Origin of the sequence: Clostridium sp. DSM 8431 (assembly GCF_900116755.1) — a bacterium.
Classification (GTDB): domain Bacteria; phylum Bacillota; class Clostridia; order Clostridiales; family Clostridiaceae; genus Clostridium.
In genome coordinates, this window is sequence record NZ_FPBY01000015.1 from 14,629 (window position 1) to 33,909 (window position 19,281).

General features: G+C 28.7%; 16 protein-coding genes. 2 read left to right on the forward strand and 14 right to left on the reverse strand.

The annotated features are described in order from the left end of the window. Positions 1-17 precede the first annotated feature (17 nt). From BM384_RS02735 to BM384_RS02770, 8 genes are all read right to left on the reverse strand, one after another. Positions 18-1,262 (reverse strand): ABC transporter ATP-binding protein, encoded by a 1,245-nt coding sequence (locus BM384_RS02735; protein ID WP_090010782.1) that lies wholly within the window; start codon positions 1,260-1,262, stop codon positions 18-20. Positions 1,263-1,276: 14 nt separating this feature from the next. Beyond that, complete coding sequence (locus BM384_RS02740) at positions 1,277-2,659, reverse strand: ABC transporter permease (RefSeq protein WP_090010785.1); 1,383 nt, start codon at positions 2,657-2,659, stop codon at positions 1,277-1,279. An 18-nt stretch (positions 2,660-2,677) separates the two neighbouring features. Next, positions 2,678-4,075 carry an undecaprenyl-phosphate glucose phosphotransferase gene (locus tag BM384_RS02745; RefSeq protein WP_090010789.1) on the reverse strand — a complete coding sequence of 466 codons (1,398 nt, stop codon included), beginning with the start codon at positions 4,073-4,075 and terminating at the stop codon, positions 2,678-2,680. 9 nt (positions 4,076-4,084) lie between these two features. Continuing rightward, the gene (locus BM384_RS02750; RefSeq protein ID WP_090010792.1) at positions 4,085-5,035 is read right to left on the reverse strand and encodes a glycosyltransferase family 2 protein; all 951 of its coding nucleotides are present in this window, start codon (positions 5,033-5,035) and stop codon (positions 4,085-4,087) included. Positions 5,036-5,135: 100 nt separating this feature from the next. After that, on the reverse strand, positions 5,136-6,188 hold the full coding sequence (rfbB, locus tag BM384_RS02755; RefSeq protein WP_090010796.1) for a dTDP-glucose 4,6-dehydratase: 1,053 nt from the start codon (positions 6,186-6,188) through the stop codon (positions 5,136-5,138). 15 nt (positions 6,189-6,203) lie between these two features. Then, the gene (rfbC, locus tag BM384_RS02760) at positions 6,204-6,770 is read right to left on the reverse strand and encodes a dTDP-4-dehydrorhamnose 3,5-epimerase (protein WP_090010800.1); all 567 of its coding nucleotides are present in this window, start codon (positions 6,768-6,770) and stop codon (positions 6,204-6,206) included. Positions 6,771-6,875: 105 nt separating this feature from the next. Continuing rightward, entirely contained in the window at positions 6,876-7,886 is a 1,011-nt protein-coding gene (galE, locus tag BM384_RS02765; RefSeq protein WP_090010803.1) for a UDP-glucose 4-epimerase GalE, read from the reverse strand. Between the two features lie 73 nt (positions 7,887-7,959). Further along, a complete protein-coding gene (locus BM384_RS02770; protein ID WP_090010806.1) occupies positions 7,960-8,526 on the reverse strand; it encodes a VanZ family protein in 567 nt (188 codons plus the stop codon). Between the two features lie 118 nt (positions 8,527-8,644). Here BM384_RS02770 and BM384_RS02775 point away from each other — a divergent pair, with 118 nt between their 5' ends. Then, complete coding sequence (locus BM384_RS02775; protein ID WP_090010809.1) at positions 8,645-9,475, forward strand: Cof-type HAD-IIB family hydrolase; 831 nt, start codon at positions 8,645-8,647, stop codon at positions 9,473-9,475. Between the two features lie 165 nt (positions 9,476-9,640). Here the strand turns inward: BM384_RS02775 and BM384_RS02780 are convergent, their stop codons facing one another. The 6 genes from BM384_RS02780 to BM384_RS02805 all read right to left on the reverse strand — a co-directional run bounded on the left by BM384_RS02780 (position 9,641) and on the right by BM384_RS02805 (position 18,350). Beyond that, on the reverse strand, positions 9,641-10,465 hold the full coding sequence (locus BM384_RS02780; protein ID WP_090010812.1) for an IS1/IS1595 family N-terminal zinc-binding domain-containing protein: 825 nt from the start codon (positions 10,463-10,465) through the stop codon (positions 9,641-9,643). Between the two features lie 172 nt (positions 10,466-10,637). Beyond that, on the reverse strand, positions 10,638-11,546 hold the full coding sequence (locus BM384_RS02785; RefSeq protein WP_090010815.1) for an LCP family protein: 909 nt from the start codon (positions 11,544-11,546) through the stop codon (positions 10,638-10,640). A gap of 168 nt (positions 11,547-11,714) precedes the next feature. After that, positions 11,715-12,626 (reverse strand): cohesin domain-containing protein, encoded by a 912-nt coding sequence (locus tag BM384_RS02790; protein WP_090010817.1) that lies wholly within the window; start codon positions 12,624-12,626, stop codon positions 11,715-11,717. 19 nt (positions 12,627-12,645) lie between these two features. Then, positions 12,646-14,622 carry a glucosaminidase domain-containing protein gene (locus BM384_RS02795; RefSeq protein WP_090010821.1) on the reverse strand — a complete coding sequence of 659 codons (1,977 nt, stop codon included), beginning with the start codon at positions 14,620-14,622 and terminating at the stop codon, positions 12,646-12,648. A 29-nt stretch (positions 14,623-14,651) separates the two neighbouring features. Beyond that, positions 14,652-16,586 carry a glucosaminidase domain-containing protein gene (locus tag BM384_RS02800; RefSeq protein WP_090010823.1) on the reverse strand — a complete coding sequence of 645 codons (1,935 nt, stop codon included), beginning with the start codon at positions 16,584-16,586 and terminating at the stop codon, positions 14,652-14,654. Positions 16,587-16,946: 360 nt separating this feature from the next. Further along, positions 16,947-18,350, reverse strand: a complete 1,404-nt coding sequence (locus BM384_RS02805) for a transglutaminase domain-containing protein (RefSeq protein WP_090010826.1) — start codon at positions 18,348-18,350, stop codon at positions 16,947-16,949. A gap of 266 nt (positions 18,351-18,616) precedes the next feature. Here BM384_RS02805 and BM384_RS02810 point away from each other — a divergent pair. Continuing rightward, positions 18,617-19,281: cohesin domain-containing protein (locus BM384_RS02810; RefSeq protein WP_242945940.1), on the forward strand; the 665-nt coding region annotated here is incomplete at its 3' end.

Sequence of the window (19,281 nt, forward strand, 5' to 3'; positions counted from 1 at the left end):
CACCCTACCTCACTCTATTATTCTATTACATTCCACTCATGATCCATGTAGAATTTACCTTCCGATATATATTTATTTTGAATTGTAAATTCACAAACTGCCTGTTTATAATCTAACTGAACAATACTTTCATGAGTAAATATACCAACATCAATAGTGTAAACTCCTCCAAGCAAGTTCATTTTTGGTATTTTATAGATTACCTTATGTCTTCCAAATGTATTTGGAACCTTTGATTTATCTAAGAATGTATTTGGTCCAAATATATATTCTCTGTTAGGTGTATATATAGCTGCCCCTAATAAAAAACCATCTATGTCTTCTTTATAAATATCATAAGTAATCTCAACTTCTAAATCTTCAAAAGTTTTCATCTTTTCCTTAGAAATCTTAACTTCAGCTATAGAAGCTAATATATCCTCATTATTAGGAACTCTAAATTCCCTTAATCCTTCTTGCTTTTCTTCTTCTTTTTCTTCTTCCTGCTGCTTTTCTTTCAATCTAACATCTGCTTGATTATCTGTAGTTCCATACTTCATGAAATCTTCATAAAGGTCAACAATTTCGCTTGATTCCCCCATATTCTTTATCTTTCCATCTTTAAGCCATATAGCTTTATTACAGAATCTCTTAACCTGCTCTGTTGCATGGGAAACGAAAAGAATTGTAGTTCCTGATTCTTTTAAATCCTTCATTTTATTTATACATTTAATCTGGAATCTAGTATCTCCTACTGCTAAAGCTTCATCAACTATTAATATGTCTGGATCTACATTTATAGCAACAGCAAAAGCCAATCTTGTAAACATACCACTTGAATAAATCTTAACTGGTTGTTCTATAAATTCGCCAATATCAGCAAATTCAATTATTCCCTCTACTCTTTCATCCATTTCTTCCTTAGTGTAGCCCATCATTGTACCATTAAGGTAAATATTTTCTCTTCCTGTATACTCCATATTGAAACCTGCCCCAAGCTCTAATATGGCTGCTATTTTTCCATTAACCTTAAGTGTTCCAGATGTAGGAGTTAATACTCCTGTAACCATCTTTAATAAAGTAGATTTTCCCGAACCATTTTTACCAAGAATCCCAATTGCATCACCTTTTTCAACATTAAATGTTAATCCATCTAACGCTACGAATTCTCTATGATAACTTTTCCCTGTTAATGATAAAGTTTCCTTTAATCTATCCATAGGATCGTCATAAATATTATATTTTTTGACTAAATCCTTAATTTCTATCATTACTTCACTCATATACTTACCTCACTCTATATAACATCTGAAAAATGTGGTTTAAGTCTATTAAATATTTTCGTACCTATTAGTATTAAAAGTAAACAGAATACCCAGAAATAAATAGCTTCATATGGTCTTTGCCATATACCTATTTTATCTATAAAGGAATCTCTGTAACCTGTAACTATGTAGTACATTGGATTTAATTTAAATATTACTCTATATTTTTCTGGTATCATAGTTAACTGCCATCCTATTGGAGTTGCCCAGAAGCCAATGTTAAGTACTATACCAATTATCTGATTTAAATCTCTAAAGAAAAGAAGTATTGAAGATGTAAATAAAGATAATCCATAAACAAGCACCACCATTGCAAAGGAATAATAAATAAATTGTAAGCTATATGCATCTGGATAATAACCATATATAGACGCAATTACCGCAACAAATACTATAAAGAATAAATGTACGAATAAACTTGAAATAATCTTTACTGATGGTAATATTTCTATTTTAAAAACTACTTTTTTTACTAAATAGCTATATTCTAAAAATACATTACTTGTACTTGGAAGTGCATCTTGGAAAAAGAACCAAGGAACTATTCCTGCAATAAACCATAATGCATAAGGTGTGGTTCCAACATCTCCACTTCTAAAACCTACTGAAAATACAAACCAATATACTGCTATAGTAATTAATGGACTTATAAATCCCCATATTGTTCCTAAGTAAGAAGATGCAAACTTATTTCTAAAGTCATTCTTTGAAAGAGATCTTATAAGCTTTGTATTTTCACCTGATAATTTTATAAGCTTATATGAGTTCTTAGTTTCTCTAAGTGCATTTGCTGCTATGAAACCACAAACTAAAGATAATATTGCAATAATTATATTAATATATGATGGTTTTGAAGATACACTTGAAGCTATATCTTGAATATCTTCTAATCCAAAATATGAATCTGTTCCAAGGGTAGTAACTTCTATAGTTCCATTATTAACACTTATTTCTGAATCATTAATATTTCCTTTTAAAGTTTCAAATTCTTCAGTGCTTAATTTATAAGTTGTACTTCTTGAAAATTTCAAATCACTTAATTTAAACTCTGCAGGAGAATCTCCTAGGTCTATTCTAATATTTTTAGTATTTTCAGGAATATTAAATTGAAGTGTTACGTTTTGACCAACCTCGGAGTATATTTGTTTATCAGAATTATTTTCTGTCCACTGCTCATCTCCATTTATATCATAATATACTTGACATTGTTCTACGCTATCTGATTGAACATCAAAAGAGAATAAAACATCCTTAGGTCTATCATTATAATATCTTGTAAATAATCCAAAAAGTAAAGCTGTAAATATACATGTACCTAATAAAACAACTAACTTCTTCTTAGAGCCTTTGTTCATTCTTTTTCTTCCTTTCCATTAATATGCATTACTGTTAATAAAACCATTAAAAAATGTTAAAAATATAATTTTTATATCTAATGTTAAACTCCAGTTTTCTATATAATAGATATCACATTCAATTCTCTTTTCTATTGAAGTATCGCCTCTCCAACCATTAACTTGAGCCCATCCTGTGATTCCTGGTCTTACTTGATGTTTTACCATATATTTAGGTATTTCATCTTTAAACTTTTCTACATAATAAGGTCTTTCTGGTCTTGGTCCTATAAGACTCATATCACCTTTTAATACATTAAAAAATTGAGGTAATTCATCTATACTAGTTTTTCTAATGAATGTACCAATCTTGGTCTTTCTTGGATCATTCTTTACAGTCCAATCCTTCTTTTCTTCATTTGGATCTTGAACTCTCATACTTCTAAACTTATACATTGTAAATGGTTTTCTATTAAGTCCCACTCTTTCCTGTTTAAATATTAATGGTCCCTTAGATGTTGTTTTAACAAGTACAGCAACTATTAACATTATTGGTGAGAAAATAATTATAGCTATTAATGATCCTATTATGTCTATACTTCTTTTGATAAATCTATTTAATATATTATCTAAAGGTATATATCTCATATTAATTAATGGCATACCACCAATCTCTTCCACATAAGGTTTAGCAGGAAGATACTTATAATATCCTGGTATTATCTGAGCTCTTACACCAAGTTTTTCGCATATAGCAATTATATTTTTAATTTTGTCGTATTCTCTCATTTCCAGGGTAATAATTATTTCATCTACATCCCTATTTTCACTTAAATATTCATCTAATTCAGACAAATTTCCTAAGTACGCCATTCCCTCTAGCTTTGTATTAGAGTCATCAAATATTCCAAGGACGTTATATCCCCAATGCTTATTTTCCTTAATTAGTTTAAAGAATTTATCTGTTCCTTCACTATATCCAACAAAAACTGTGTACTTTACATTTAAGCCTTTTTTTCTGGCTCTTCTCATAAAGGTTCTAATTATTATTCTTTCTATGCTTGTAAAAATTGTGCATACAAAAAAGAATATAATAAGAACAGCTCTTGAATAATCTATCTGCTTTGTTAAGAATAAAAGTCCAGTAAACACCAATATTCCTAATACATTAGCAGTAATAATATTAACAATTTCATTACTAATAAAAACAGTTCTTTCTGTATTGTATAATCTCTTAAAATTGTATAGTAAAATATACACTGGAATCATAATTATAACTGGAATTAAGTAAGCTCTAAAGCTTAATAATCCCCCTTCTATATTCATAATTCCACTGTGAATTCTGATATACCATGTTAATAGAAATGAAAATACCATAACAACTGCATCTAGCAAGACAATTGCATTATTAATTAATTTCTGATTCTGCTTTATCATATTCTACCCTCACTTTAAAAGGTTTAATGTGTTTTTTAATATTTTTTTCTCTATATCTATATAATTAAACAGATTGTTTTTTAATTTTATTCTGTTTATTTTTTTCTTATTTCTTAAACCTTCAAAAACACCTTTTATATAATCTCTACCAAAGCCTTTTAAGCAGAAATATACCCACTTAATAATTATCCCCATAAAAATAAAGATAAAATTAATTACAATTTGGAGATTAGGCATGTTTTTGTAAATCAAATATATATTATTTCTAGCTGCAAGCTTAACTTTGAAAGAATTATGTCTACTGCCGCTTGTAGCACTTCCTATATGATATACTTTTGCTTTTGAAGCATAATAATTCTTATATCCATACACTCTAGCTCTTAAAGATATATCCATATCTTCTAAATAAGCAAAAAAATCTTCATCGAATAATCCAATCTCTTCAAATATCTTGGTTCTATAGATAGCAGCTCCTGCACATGAAGAAAAAACTTCCCTATCTTCATCATACTCTGAAGCAGGTTTACCATCTCCTATTTTATTTCCCCATCCCATTATTGTATATTCATCACCAGCATCATCGATAATATCTCTTTCAGTAAATCTTAGCATTTGACTACAGCATGAGAAAATTTTCTCATCCTTTTTTATGCACTTTACTAATTCTTCAAGCCATCTTTCATCCTGTTCAGTATCATTGTTTAATAGAACAGTAAATTCTGATTTGCTTCTCTTTATTCCTTCATTTACTGCCTTACTAAATCCATAATTTTTGTCTAAACATATTAAAGTGACCTTATCTTTAAAATTATCTTCTATATATTCTATACTTCCATCCTTAGAAGCATTATCAACTATAATAATTTCTTGTGGCTGTAAAGTTTGATTAATAAGACTATTTATACAAGCTTCTAAAAACTTCTTCCCATTATAATTAGGGATTACTACTGAAACTCCCATATATAATTTTCTCCTATATCCTTATAAAATGTTATGGCTGTGCTATATATAAATATTACACAGTCATAACATTTTTAATCAAAAATCTATTTAACTATTTTTATTTGTACATTTTGTCATAGTACTTTTGATAATCACCTGATGTTACATTTTCCATCCATTCTTTGTGATCTAAGTACCATTTTATAGTCTTTTCTATACCAACTTCAAAAGTAGTTTCTGGATACCATCCTAAATCTGCCTTTATCTTATCTGGTGCTATACCATATCTTCTATCATGACCTTTTCTGTCTTCTACGTATTTAATTAAGTTTTCAGTAACTTCCTTATCTACATTTTCATTTATATATGATATAACTTTCTTAACTATTTGAATATTAGTTCTTTCGTTGTGTCCACCAACATTGTAAACTTCACCAAGAACACCTTGTCTTACAACCATATCTATTGCCTTACAGTGGTCTTCAACAAATAACCAGTCTCTTACGTTTAATCCATCACCATAAACTGGTAAATCTCTATGAGCTAAACAGTTGTTTATTAATAATGGTATTAATTTTTCTGGGAATTGGTAAGGACCATAGTTATTTGAACATCTTGTTATGTTAATTGGCATTTTGAAAGTATCTCCATATGCCTTTACCATAAAGTCTGATGATGCCTTACTTGCTGAGTATGGACTATGAGGATCTAGTGGAGTAGTTTCCATAAAGTATCCTGTTTCTCCTAATGAACCATAAACTTCATCAGTTGAAACTTGAAGGTACTTAACACCTTCTCTCCATCCGTTTTCTTCTGTATACCATGCATCTTTTGCACAGTTTAAAAGGTTAACAGTTCCCATAACATTTGTCTTAGCAAATATTTCAGGTTCTCTTATACTTCTATCAACATGTGATTCTGCAGCAAAGTTTACTACATAATCAAAGTTATGTTCCTTGAATAATTTTGTAACTAAATCATGATCGCATATATTACCTTGAACAAATACGTGATTTGGATTTCCTTCTACATCTTTTAAATTTTCTAAGTTACCTGCATAAGTTAATGCATCAAGGTTAACTATCTTTACATCGTTATATTTGTTTAGCATGTATAAAACAAAGTTTGAGCCTATAAAGCCAGCTCCGCCTGTTACTAAATATGTTTTCATAAAATATAATCTCCTTTATTTATATTCAAATGGAACATTTAATTCCTTTAAACCTTTGTGATTCTTATCTTTTTCTGATAATAATATTTCATCTATTCCTTCTAATGGCCATTCTATTCCAATATCAGGGTCATTCCACATAACTCCTCCATCATGTTCTGGATCGTAGAAGTCAGTACATTTATAATTAAATACTGCCTTATCAGATAATACTAAAAATCCATGTGCAAACCCTTCTGGTATGTAGAATTGTCTCTTATTTTCATCGCTAAGAATAACACCTTCCCACTCACCATAAGTTGGAGAACCTTTTCTTAAATCTACTGCTACGTCAAAAACTTTACCTTCTGTAACTCTAACAAGCTTTCCTTGAGTATGTTGAGTTTGGAAATGAAGTCCTCTTAAAACACCTTTGCTTGACTTAGATTCATTATCTTGAACAAATGTCATTGTAAGTCCTGCTTCATCAAATTGTTCCTTGTTATAAGTTTCCATAAAGTATCCTCTATTATCACCAAATACTTTTGGTTCTATAATATATACGTCTTTAATCTTTGTTTCAATAAAATTAAAGTTTCCCATCTTTCTTCGCTCTCCTTACATCTTAATATATAAACTTTTTTACATATTTATATAGTTTCTCATTCTTATTAATATTATTATTAATATTAGTTATTGTCAAATATATTAGATATATCCTTTTGGATTATTTTTTTGCCAATTCCAAGAGTCTTTACACATCTCTTCTATGACTTTTTTTGCAAACCATCCAAGCTCTTTATTAGCCTTATTAGGATCTGAATAACACTTAGCTACATCCCCTTCACGTCTTCCAACTATTTTGTAAGGTATATCTATTCCTGAAGCCTTTGAAAAGGCTCTTATAAGTTCTAATACACTGTATCCTTTACCTGTTCCAAGATTATAAGTTACAAGTCCTGGTTTTTTCTTAAGCTTATCAAGAACAGCTATATGTCCTTTTGCTATATCCACAACATGAATATAATCTCTTACACCAGTTCCATCTGGAGTGTCATAATCATCTCCAAATACGCTTACAACCTTAAGTTCTCCTACTGCAACTTTACTTATATATGGCATTATATTACTTGGAATTCCATTTGGATCTTCACCTATGAGTCCACTTTCATGTGCTCCTACTGGATTAAAATATCTAAGTATACCGATATTCCAAGAATTATCTGAATTATATAAATCTCTAAGCACCTCTTCACCCATAAGCTTAGTTCTACCATATGGATTAGTAACTGATAATGGAAAATATTCTTTAACAGGCATAATATTATTCATACCATAAACTGTTGCAGATGAACTAAATATAAAATCATTTACCTTATACTTTTTCATAGTTTTTAAAACACTAAACATACTTGTCATATTATTATAATAATATTTTAATGGTTCACGTGTAGATTCACCCACTGCCTTATAAGCTGCAAAGTGTATAACTGAATCTATATAATTTTCTTGGAACACTTTTTCCACTTTTTCAATATCTAATAAATCTATATTATAAAATTTAACCTCTCTACCTGTTATCTCTTCTATTCTGTTTTTTACAACTATCTTACTATTATATAAATCATCAATTATTACAATATCTCTTCCTTTATTTAATAATTCAACAGCTGTATGACTTCCTATATAACCCAATCCTCCTGTAATTAAAACTGCCATATAGAGTCCCCCTATACATTTAGTATTTAATTTCTATTATTTATATGAAGATTATAGGATTATATAAACATTTTTATTTAGTTTTTCTTATTTTTTTCACAGAATAGTACGTAACATAATATCCAATTAGCCCTAAAATTCCTCCGAAAAAGTCAATTAAAACATCTCTCACACTAGATCCTCTTCCAACAACATATATTTGATGGAACTCATCTGTCACTGCATAAAATAAAACAATAAATAATATATATATTATTACTCTAGAACCTTGGAAGCCAAATGTAAAAAATACATTACAAAGTAATACTGCCAAAACTAAAAATTCAAGAGCATGTCCTATTTTTCTTAATTCTACATTTAATGCAGTCTTATCTTTAGTCTTTATGCTGCTTTTTATAGAACCAACTAATGTATCAGATGAAAGAGACTTTAAACTAACATTTGAATTATTTGAACTTTCAGGTGATGCATATACCTTTACATTATCAGTGCCTTTTTCCTGAACCTTTTCAGAGACATTAATTATTTTATCAACTATCTTATTCGTAAAATTGTTGGAAGCTGTTCCACTCTGAGAGGAATTATAAAATATAAACCCCATCCAAAGTACACACAGCATAATACTGATTACTTTTTTCATTTTCCTTCTTTCCTTTATAAAATTTACATAATAATTTACACTCCTGTGCTACAATAAAATATATAAAAACAAATTTTAATGTAACAACAATATTATATCACTTAAGGAGGAAAAAAGTATGAAATATAAATTAATTTGTACTGACATGGATGGTACTTTACTTAATAATAATCATGAAATAACTGCTGAAAATAAAACTGCTCTTAAGGCAGCTTATGACAAAGGTATTACTATTGCTCTTACAACAGGAAGAATATTTGCATCTGCCAAAGCTTATTCTGACCTTTTAGGCTTCAAGGTACCTATAATCGCTTCAAATGGAGCTTATATTCGAGAGCCAGATAATGATAAATGTATTTTTTCATCTAACTTTACAAACTCTGAAATATTGGAAATTCATGATATATTGAAAAGAAATAACCTATCTTCAATTTTCTATACATATAATGCTGCCATTTCAGAAAAACCTCTTCCAAAAAATCATCCTTACATAGCAAATAATAAAGTTCTAGCTTTAAATAACAAAATACAATTTTGTATTGGAAAAGATATTGAATCAGCATTTAAAAAGTATGATGGCCATATCTCAAAAGTTATCTGCATTGAAAACGATGTAAACAATCACAAGAATTTATTTAGAGTTAAAGAAGAAATTAAATCTTTAGGTTCCTTTGAAGTTGTAAGCTCTGGTCCTAATAACTTTGAAATAATGAAAAAGGGTGTTTCAAAAGGAAGGGCTGTTAAAGAATTAGCTTCTATATTAAATATAGATCAAAAAGAAGTCATATGCTTTGGAGACAACGAAAATGATCTTTCTATGATAACTTATGCTGGTCTAGGAGTTGCAATGGGAAATGGTTCAGATTTAGTAAAAGAAAATGCTGATTATATAACAGATACAAATGAAAACTCTGGAGTAGCAAAGGCAATTGAAAAATTTGTACTATAAAAACTTAAAGCATAGGATATCCAAAATCTTATGCTTTCTTTTTTAATTTGCAAAATAATATTCAATAGAAATTGACTTTTCATATATAGTGGTCTTTCATAAATAAATGTTGTTGTAATTTACGTAGTATATAAATCATAAAAAATAGAATTACCACCTTACCTCTTAGATTAATTCATATAAAAATTCTATATCATTAAATATTTTTTCTCTGCAGAACATTACAAACCAAGAAAGATAGTGTACCAGATATTTAGTTGCAACACCATTAAATTTTTTAAACCAATTTTTATAAATAAGTCTAAAATTTTTCATAAGCTCATTATCAGCCGGTATATCCTTATCTGGATCTGCCCCATATTTCTTAGCAGCCAAATATATATACCTATCCACATAAGGTATAATATTAGAGCCTTCGCTAATTCTAGGTACAACCTTTAGCTCAAATTCCTTAAAATTCCATACTCTCCTGCATAGTGGAATTGAAAGCATTGTATCCATATCACCATTTGCAGATACAACTATTATCTTTTCCCTTCTATCTGTTTCTATTTTTTTATTTCCTTTAAAATTCTCTTTCACAGAAGTTTTAGTCATATGAATATTGCCTTTTAATATGGTCTCATTTTGAATTTTTCTAAGAGCTTCTAAAACCTTGTGTCTCCATGCAAAGGCTGTATTAATATTTATATTTAAAATCTTTGCACACTCTCTTAATACTTTTTTCTCCAAAATAAGCTCACAAAACTTAAACCATTCAGATGGTTTCTTTTTAGAATAACTCCAAACAGAATTAGTTACTAAGGAAAAAGTTTTTTTGCATTCTTTACATCTAAAACGTTGAATTCCATTAAACTTTCCATACTTTATGTACATGTTTGATTTACAATGTGGACATACATCCATTTTTCTTTTTGTATAAATATCCTTCTTTAATAGAGAATTAGCATGTTCTTTTAATTCATTATAATCAATATCCATCTTAATCATTTCTAGTCACCTCAGATAGATTATTGACATGAATATAACTTTCTAAACTTTAGCAACATTTATTTATTAAAGCACCCTTATAGAAAGATTTTTAATTTCTTATAACAAAAAAATAGTTACGCTTTAGACATAAAAATAAGATGCAATCTCAAATTGCATCTTATTTAAATTCTTACTCTCCATAAATAAATTCATGTAAAGCAGTAAGGTTCTTTTCCTTATCCCAGTTTAAGTGATATACACCACTTGTAAAATCTGTAGCTGTTCCGTCTATAGGAAGTCTAAATTGTTCTATATCATTATTTCCTACGCCAACAAGATAATTACCTAGTTCTAAAGCTTCCATTGTTGATAAATTAGTTTCAACATTAGAAGATAACTTAGCTATAAGATCTGGATATTCTGAAACTGGTCTAGCCTTTATCTTATTTAGAATATCAAACATTATTTCTCTTTGTCTTTCTGTTCTTTGATAATCGCTATCTATACGTCTTATTCTTGCATAAGCAGCTGTTTGTTCACCAGTAAGCTTAACTTTTCCTGCTGTTTTTACGCCCTCATAACCAAGCTTATAATTAATTTCTTTTCTTTCTGCTTCTGTTATATCTACTTCATAACCTCCTAATGAATCAACAATGTTCATAAATCCATTAAAATCAACCTTTGCATATTTTGTTATATCAAGATTGAAAATTTCATTTATTGTGGATATTGATAGAGGTACTCCTCCATAATGATATGCATAGTTTATTTTATTAGCTTTTCCTTCTCCAAAATTCACATACATATCTCTCATTAATGAGGTTAATTTTGCATTTTTATTATTTTCATCTATTGATAAAACCATAATTGCATCTGATGCATTTTCATCTTTATCTACACCTAAAAGAAGTATGTTAGTTATCTTTTTCTCCTTACTCTTTTGTGCAGTTTCTTGTGATACATTTAACTCTTCTTCATTCATGTTTAAATCTACTACTTCTGTCTTGTTAATCTTTTTATATGCAGCAAAGCCTGCTATACCAATAATCGAAAGTACTATTAATATGGCCACTAATACTCTCACCATTATTTTTTTCATTATTTCAACACCGCCTTCCCATATATTCTACTATATTCGCATTATTTATTTCAATAAGTAAAAAAATACTTGTTTCTCCCTCTAGTTTACTTAATTTATCACAAAGAAAACTCGAAGGATATTAACATAATTTTTCCTTCGAGCTTAATAGAACAAGGAATATCATACCTATCCTTGTGATTTTAATTTTTTCTCAGCCAATTTTGATAATAAAATTATTCCTCCTGCTACGGCTATTATAGCTACCAAAATTAAAGCCTTATTAGAATCTTTTGAGATTGGAACATCTTCTTTATCTTCATCACTACTATTTTCATCGGCTGGTTCCTTGTCTTTACTAGAAGGCTCTTCATCTTTTGACTCTGAAGCCTCATTACTTGAGTTATCTTTTGAAGTTTCTTGAGCTTCAGGAGAAGTAACATTTTCAAGATTAGCCTCTTCTTCTAAGTTAACTTTTTCTTTTTTATTATCAGTAGCAGTCTGTACAAGTTCTGCTTTACTTTCTCCTGTTTCTTTTCCTGAGGAATCTTTAACCTCAGTTACTTTATATACATTGTCATCACCATCATCAATGTAAAAATTATCTTTTACCATGTTGTCCCTATCTCTTCTAACAAGTTCAAACTTTATATTATCCGTATTTATGTTTATCTTTCCATCAGTTTTAGCTTTTCCCTTAATAGTCACAAAATCATGATTACCGTTTAAGCCTTTCTCATCCCCTAAGAAAGTAAAACAATATCTTGCTATATTTCCATTCTTATTAGTTTCATTATAAGATTCATAAATTGAAGCTGAACTTATATCTTTTGAGGCCTCTATAGAATCCACTTGCAAAATATTAGGATCATATGTGTATTTAAAAGATGCTGCATATAAATTTTGTGTATTGTTAAGTTTAAGCTTTATAATAACATCATCGCCAGCCTTAAAATTACCATCATTTTCACTTTCAAAATTAACATCTACTAAAATATCATTAGTCTCATAAGCATATGCTTTCTCCCCACTAATTTTAAACCCAACAATTGCTACAGAAAAGGCCATAACCATTGTTACTAATTTTAAAATTTTTTTCATTAAAAACCCCTCTTCTAATTTATAACCTTGAAGATATCATAACTAAGTCATATATATCTACTATTCCATCATCATTAGTATCATACATATAATTTAGATTTTTTCCAGAATTATTATAATAAAAAGCTGCCATAGACAAATCTTCTGCATCTATATCTCCGTCTTTATCTAAATCAACTTTATCTTTATTTGTTTTTCCATCATTAATCTTTTCAATAGAAGTAGCATTAATATATCCTTTTCTATTCCAATTATAAGAACCATCATTTTTGCTTTCATCATCTAGTGCCATATCAAGAGCAATTTCATTATACTTATCTCCATCTACATCTAAACTATCATTACATAACATCAAACCTATAGACCCTACAAATTCGCCACTTCTAGAAATAAACTCATTATTAACATGACATTTAACATTTCCATTTACATCTTTAATATCATCTTCTTTATTATATTTAAAAAGCTGATAATAGTCATAATCCTTAGCTTCTGAGAATTTCTTATTGCTAAGATAATTTTCTATTTTACATGCGTTATTTGCAGCTTTATCTGCCCAGTATGGATCTGCTGCATATTTTACATTAGCTCCATAACCCTTATTCCCCAAGAAATTTCCATAAAAAACATAATTATTATAATTAGCATAGCACCTTGAAATATAATCTTTGCAGAAAGTTTCAATACAATCTTCTACAGAATCAAAGGAACTAGCATTTTCAGTAGTATCATAATCTATGGCATTTAGACCAAATAAATTATTCTTAGTTAATGCTAAATCTGATGTACCTCCTCTAGATTCATTAATAGCAATTGATAAAGTTAAAAGAGCATTAACACCATACTTATTTTGATTTTCAATTAATATTTCACCAATTCCCTTAAGCTTACTATTACTATAATCGCAAGAAGGACTTGTCATAGCACTTATATAATAATCTATATATTTGTTTAATTCTTCAGCAGTATAGTTTGTCCTACTTCTAAAAGGAAGATATAAATAATAATTATAATATGGGGTAGAATTAACTGCATTATTAAAGTTACCAGCTTTTAAGTCATCAGTCAGTATAGCTAAGGTTTTAGATATTCCTCTTTCTTCAGTACTATAAAAATATTGACCATCATAACTTAAATACTTAATTCCCTTTTTTAGTCCACTAGGAGGATTACCAATTTTTTTTGCTTCATCTGTATTTATATCTACTTCAGTAGCATCCATCTTACTTGAAATATAATGATAAAATAATCCATCCTCTCCTACACAATAAAAACTTGGATTAGTCACCTGATTAATAGGCTCAATTCTAACATCTGAACTATGCTTTTTATTTTCATTTCCAGCACATCTATCTTTATCTCTATTCATCCAACCCTTATAGCCATTAATATATACTAAAGCTTCAGTTTTAGTAGAATCTAATAAGGGCATTTCACTACAATAATCTTGATTAATAATTCTATCTAGATTGTTTAGTTCCTTATCACTAAACATATTACATACATCATAATCAGGGTCCGCTTCTCCATCTTTATATTCCTTAATACATCTAGCTATCCCCTCAGTTGTATAAGCTAGGCTTTTTTTTTTAGTATCAATAACAACAGGAACCACCAAAGTATCAGCAGTCATTGATGTAATCTTAGCATTTTCTTCATTAGCTTTATTTACAGCATCCTCATAATTATCTGATGATGCTACATAAGTATAATCACCATCTTCATAAGCAAGAGCTACTTCATAATTTGAATTAGTCTTAGGTATAAGTAATTCCTCAGTCTTATCACTAATACTATCTTCTTCAGTTTCACTAGAAACTTCAAATAAATTTAATTCATCCTCAGTGTCTTCTGCACTATTAGCCATAACTATTTGTTTTTCATACTTTTCACCAAGCTTTGCTCCTGTACTTTCAACTGCATATACATTAACTAATTCATTAGGAAAAAATAAAGCAGCTAAAAGCAAAAAAGAAGCTACTCTCTTTCTTATCATTTTTATTACACCCCGTATTTAATAAAATCCTAAATTTTAGTACTTATTTTAACAAGATCATATATATCTACAATTCCATCTTTATTAATATCTATTCTACTATTAAATCCTGAAGTCTTATTATAATTTTTAGCCACATTGGTTAAATCTAAGGTATCAATTTTTGTATCCATATTTACATCTTCATTATCAAAGTAATTTTTTCCTTGGTTAATAAGCTTAACGCTGTTTATAGGTATATAACCCTTAGAACTCCAATTATAATCTCCAGTTGATAAAGGAGTTTCCTTATCAATTGCATAATATAATTGTCCATTCATATTTTTAACTGGCATCTTTTCAAAAGCACTCACTGCTCCTATATGACTTCCTCTTGTTGTAACATAATTATAAACATCATATATAAGACTGCCATTTTCATTCAAAACAGATGATGTTGAAGTATTAAGAAGAAGTTGATAGTAATCATTATCCTTCAAGTCATTCACATTGCTTCCTGACAATTCATAATCAAGCTGAAAAGCATAATTTACTGCTTTCTCTGCCCAGTAAGGGTCTGAAGCATAATAAACATTAGCACCAAACTTTTTATTTCCTAAAAATCCTCCATAATCTCTCCAGTCACCTGGATTAGCATAACCTTTAGAAATCCATCCTTTAGCAAAATCATTAATACATGCTTCTGGTGAACTAAAATATGAAGCATTTTGATTAGTATTATCATCAGTTGCATTAAGACCAAATAAATTATTTCTATCTTTTGCATAATTAGAAGTTCCCCATGCAGATTCATTAATAGCTACTCCTAAAGCTAAGGCAGCATTAACTCCATACTTGTTTTGAGCATTAATAAAATATTGTCCTGTACCTATAAGTTTACTGCCATAAGGTGCATTATTATTAATGAATCTATCTAAATCACTTGCCGAATAGCTTGTCCTACTTCTAAAAGGAAGATAGCTATAGTAGTTATAATATGGATTACCATTATTAATAGCTCTATTATGAGTTTCATCTTGAAGATCTCTCATTATATTTTTTAAAGCCTCAAACTCCTTACTAGGAGTTCCCTCATAAAAGTAGTTTCCATCATAGCTTAAATACTTTTTTCCTTCTTTTAAATAAGAAGGTGCTTTTCCAATAGTAAGTCTAGAATTTCTACTTGGGTCTCCATCTAAACTTGTTGATATATAATGTACTAAAACTCCATTAGAAACTGTATAATAACAAGGATTAGTAACTTGAGTTACAGGCCATATACGAATATCTCTATTAGGGTTTGAATAACCTCCAGTTGTTCTATTTATATCTGTATTCATCCAGCCTTCATATCCTGCTACTAATACCTTTACTTCTGAATTATTTTGCTGAATAATAGGAAGCTCACTTAAATAAGCATCATGAATATAGGTATAGCTAGTATTCATACTTGAAGTTGTATAAACATTAGATGTAGATTCTCTCATTACACCATCTTTGTAATTCTTCCAAACACGTGCTACTGATTCTGTAGCATAAACAACCTGACCTTCATTATTAATAACTGCTGGAACAACTGTCTGTTTAGCCATAAGAACATCTTTAGAATTCTTTTCTAAATTTGCCATAGTAACAGCTTCTTCATAGTCATTTGTACTATCTACAAATTCATAAGTTCCATCTTCATAAGATAGAGCAACTTCAAATTCATCAGAAGTCTTAGGAACAATTTTTTCATAAATTTCTTTTTCCTTATTGCTTGCCATAATTGCATTAATATCATTTTCATTAAGGTGTTTTCCATTATCCTTAATACTTTCTTCCTGTATTTCATCTATACTTGCATAACTTTTAACTGGTTCATACACTTGAACTTTTTCATACTTTTCTTTTGTTCTATTAGCTAACGTTAAAGCTTGTGCTTTTAACGAATAAGATGAACTTATAAAAATAGCAGTAGTCAAAAGTGCTAAAATCTTTTTCATAAACTTTCACTCCCTTTTTATCCCTCACTTCAAATCTACCACAAAAATAGATTAATTCCAATATATAGATAAAGATTCACTAATTAAGTTATTATGTTACTTAATTAGTGCATTTTTTATCATCTAATTTATAGTTTTATCTATATTTCATAGTTACTATTTTTCATCATAAGATCATAAACTTTTTTAATATATTTTGTAAATCCCTTCCAATTTACTTTTTGATTCAAATTATCCCAAAATAATATCTATACAAAAATACTATTGATATGTTTATCATAAAAATTTAAATCCATATAAAATCACTTTAAGTAAAATATAAAAATGCCAACTGACTAAATCAGCTGGCATAAACATTACTTATAAATTTGCACTTATCTTCACAATATCATAAATATCTATTATCCCATCACTATTAAAATCCCAAGCTGCTATATACCCTGATTCCCCTACTTTTTTATTATATTTTGATGAAATATTAGCTACATCTACTGTATTTAAAACACCATCTCTATTAGTATCATATCTCATTAAAGTATCTATAGTTGTAGCACTTACAGTTGTAGTACTTTGTGAAGCTGTATATTGAACAACTATATTAAAGTTTTTCTTATATATCTTTTTAATATTTCCAACTGTTTGAAATAAAGTCTCTTCTGCTTTTGTTGATAAATTATAACTAATAAGAGCATTGTAATTCTTTTTATCAGTGGAATTATAAACCTGCTTAACATAATATAAATTATTATTAAGCCCTATAATCTCAAGATTATTATTAAAAGTAAAATTAGACCTTACATTAGTTTTGTTTTTACCTTCAAGAGTCATTTCATACAAAGCCTTTGCCCCTGAATCATAGTAATATAATTTATCATTTGATCTTGTCAGCTTACTATAACTTCTTAAAAAGCTAAAAACAGTACTTGTTGAAACTGGATAATTTCCTGTAACCCAAGTATGATTTCCATTTATCATTTCTTGCGAATTTCTATTAAAATAGCTATATCTACTTACATAGGTTTCAGGAACTGGATCATCCCAAGTAATATCTAAATAATAATAATATCCATTCATCTTAATATAGTTCCATGCATGATTCATTGAATCACTTGTAATAATACCTGCATCAATTCCACACTCATTAAATAATAATTTAGCTGCCTTTGAATATCCATCACATACTGCTTTTCCTGTAATGAGAACTGCATAAGAAGTATGAGCAGAAGTTGGTAAATTTCCTGAAGTATCATAAGTGCAGTTTTCTAGTAAATAATCATGAATAATATATTCTTTCTCTAAGTTTCCAGAAGCATTATATAAATAATTATTCTTTATTTCATTAACTTTTGCTGTAAGTGATGCCTTCATAGAATTAATTACTGAAGAACTATAAAGATAGGATACTTTTAAATAGTATCTAGTTATATTTCCTGTACTTTTACTTGTATAATAAGTGCAGCTTATAGTTAAGTCTGGATAAAAAAGTTCTGGATATTCATATAAAGTGTCAAAGTAAAGATTCATTCCTATCTTTGAAGTAGTTATATAAGACACATAACTTGTCAAGTCAATTTGTGTTTGTAAATTTATAAGAGCCTCTCTAATTGCATTCATTATAGTCATTTTCTGTGAAGGTATAGTTGTATTAATTCCAAAAATCTGTGTCTCACTATCAGTTTCCTTTTTATATTCTTCCTCATTCATAGAATCCTCTATAGGAGTCTCTAAATTTTCTATATTTATATTTTCTTCAAACCCATCCATTATAAAACATCCTCCAATAAATCTTAAGATTACGAAAATCTCTATTTATAATATGAAAGTTATGTTGAGGATGACTCTTGAAATGGTGGCTATTTATCTAACTATATTTTAAGTTTATGTTAACAGAAAACCTAAAGACAACTTTTACTTAATCAGATAATATTATGTATTATAAAACTTCTTTTAATATATTACATTTTTATATATAATTGTAAGCGAATTATATGTTTATATACAACTTTTTTTATTAACAAGGGGGAATTTATGTGAAAAGCATAGAAAAATATTTTAAAAATAATTTTACTTTTCTACTTGTAATTTTATTTTTCACGTCTGTATTTACTTTTATGGGCAAATCAGATGAAGTAGCTGCCACTGAAGTTTTTGCAGCAAGTACACCTCAAATAAGCTATAGCGTAAGTGGTAATACAACTGTAGGTTCAAATATTACTATTACAGTTAATGCTATTAATGCCTCTAATATCTATGGTGGCTCTTTAGATCTTGTTTATGATCCAAAAATTATAGATATTACTTCTATTTCAGCTGGAACATTATTTAAAGATCAAAAACCTTTAGTAAATAATATTGATAAAAATAAAGGGATGGCAAGTATTGCATTAGTAAATGGAAGCTCAGTAAATGCTTCAAGTGGATCTTTAGCTGTTATTAATGCAACTGTTAAAGGACAAGGAACTGTTAACTTAAAGACAACTAATGATGTTAGTAAGTTAGCTTTAAATGGTTACACTAGTTGTGTTAAGTTAAGTGATAGAAATGGTGATAAGATTTACTATAATTATACTGATAAGAGTATAGATTTACTTTATTCACTTAATGCAGGATCTTATCACAACACTACTTCTACTCTTGCTTATTCTGGTACTTGGACTCAATCTGGTGACTCTGCTCAGAAATATTCAAATTCTAA

Coding starts and splice junctions, on each gene's coding strand:
- BM384_RS02795 (WP_090010821.1), bottom strand. CDS start 14,622: ATGATAAGAAAGAGAGTAGCTTCTTTTTTGCTTTTAGCTGCTTTATTT.
- rfbB (WP_090010796.1), bottom strand. CDS start 6,188: ATGAAAACATATTTAGTAACAGGCGGAGCTGGCTTTATAGGCTCAAAC.
- BM384_RS02750 (WP_090010792.1), bottom strand. CDS start 5,035: ATGGGAGTTTCAGTAGTAATCCCTAATTATAATGGGAAGAAGTTTTTA.
- rfbC (WP_090010800.1), bottom strand. CDS start 6,770: ATGGGAAACTTTAATTTTATTGAAACAAAGATTAAAGACGTATATATT.
- BM384_RS02805 (WP_090010826.1), bottom strand. CDS start 18,350: ATGGATGGGTTTGAAGAAAATATAAATATAGAAAATTTAGAGACTCCT.
- BM384_RS02780 (WP_090010812.1), bottom strand. CDS start 10,465: ATGATTAAGATGGATATTGATTATAATGAATTAAAAGAACATGCTAAT.
- BM384_RS02800 (WP_090010823.1), bottom strand. CDS start 16,586: ATGAAAAAGATTTTAGCACTTTTGACTACTGCTATTTTTATAAGTTCA.
- BM384_RS02790 (WP_090010817.1), bottom strand. CDS start 12,626: ATGAAAAAAATTTTAAAATTAGTAACAATGGTTATGGCCTTTTCTGTA.
- BM384_RS02785 (WP_090010815.1), bottom strand. CDS start 11,546: ATGAAAAAAATAATGGTGAGAGTATTAGTGGCCATATTAATAGTACTT.
- BM384_RS02740 (WP_090010785.1), bottom strand. CDS start 2,659: ATGAACAAAGGCTCTAAGAAGAAGTTAGTTGTTTTATTAGGTACATGT.
- BM384_RS02745 (WP_090010789.1), bottom strand. CDS start 4,075: ATGATAAAGCAGAATCAGAAATTAATTAATAATGCAATTGTCTTGCTA.
- galE (WP_090010803.1), bottom strand. CDS start 7,886: ATGGCAGTTTTAATTACAGGAGGATTGGGTTATATAGGAAGTCATACA.
- BM384_RS02770 (WP_090010806.1), bottom strand. CDS start 8,526: ATGAAAAAAGTAATCAGTATTATGCTGTGTGTACTTTGGATGGGGTTT.
- BM384_RS02735 (WP_090010782.1), bottom strand. CDS start 1,262: ATGAGTGAAGTAATGATAGAAATTAAGGATTTAGTCAAAAAATATAAT.
- BM384_RS02775 (WP_090010809.1), top strand. CDS start 8,645: ATGAAATATAAATTAATTTGTACTGACATGGATGGTACTTTACTTAAT.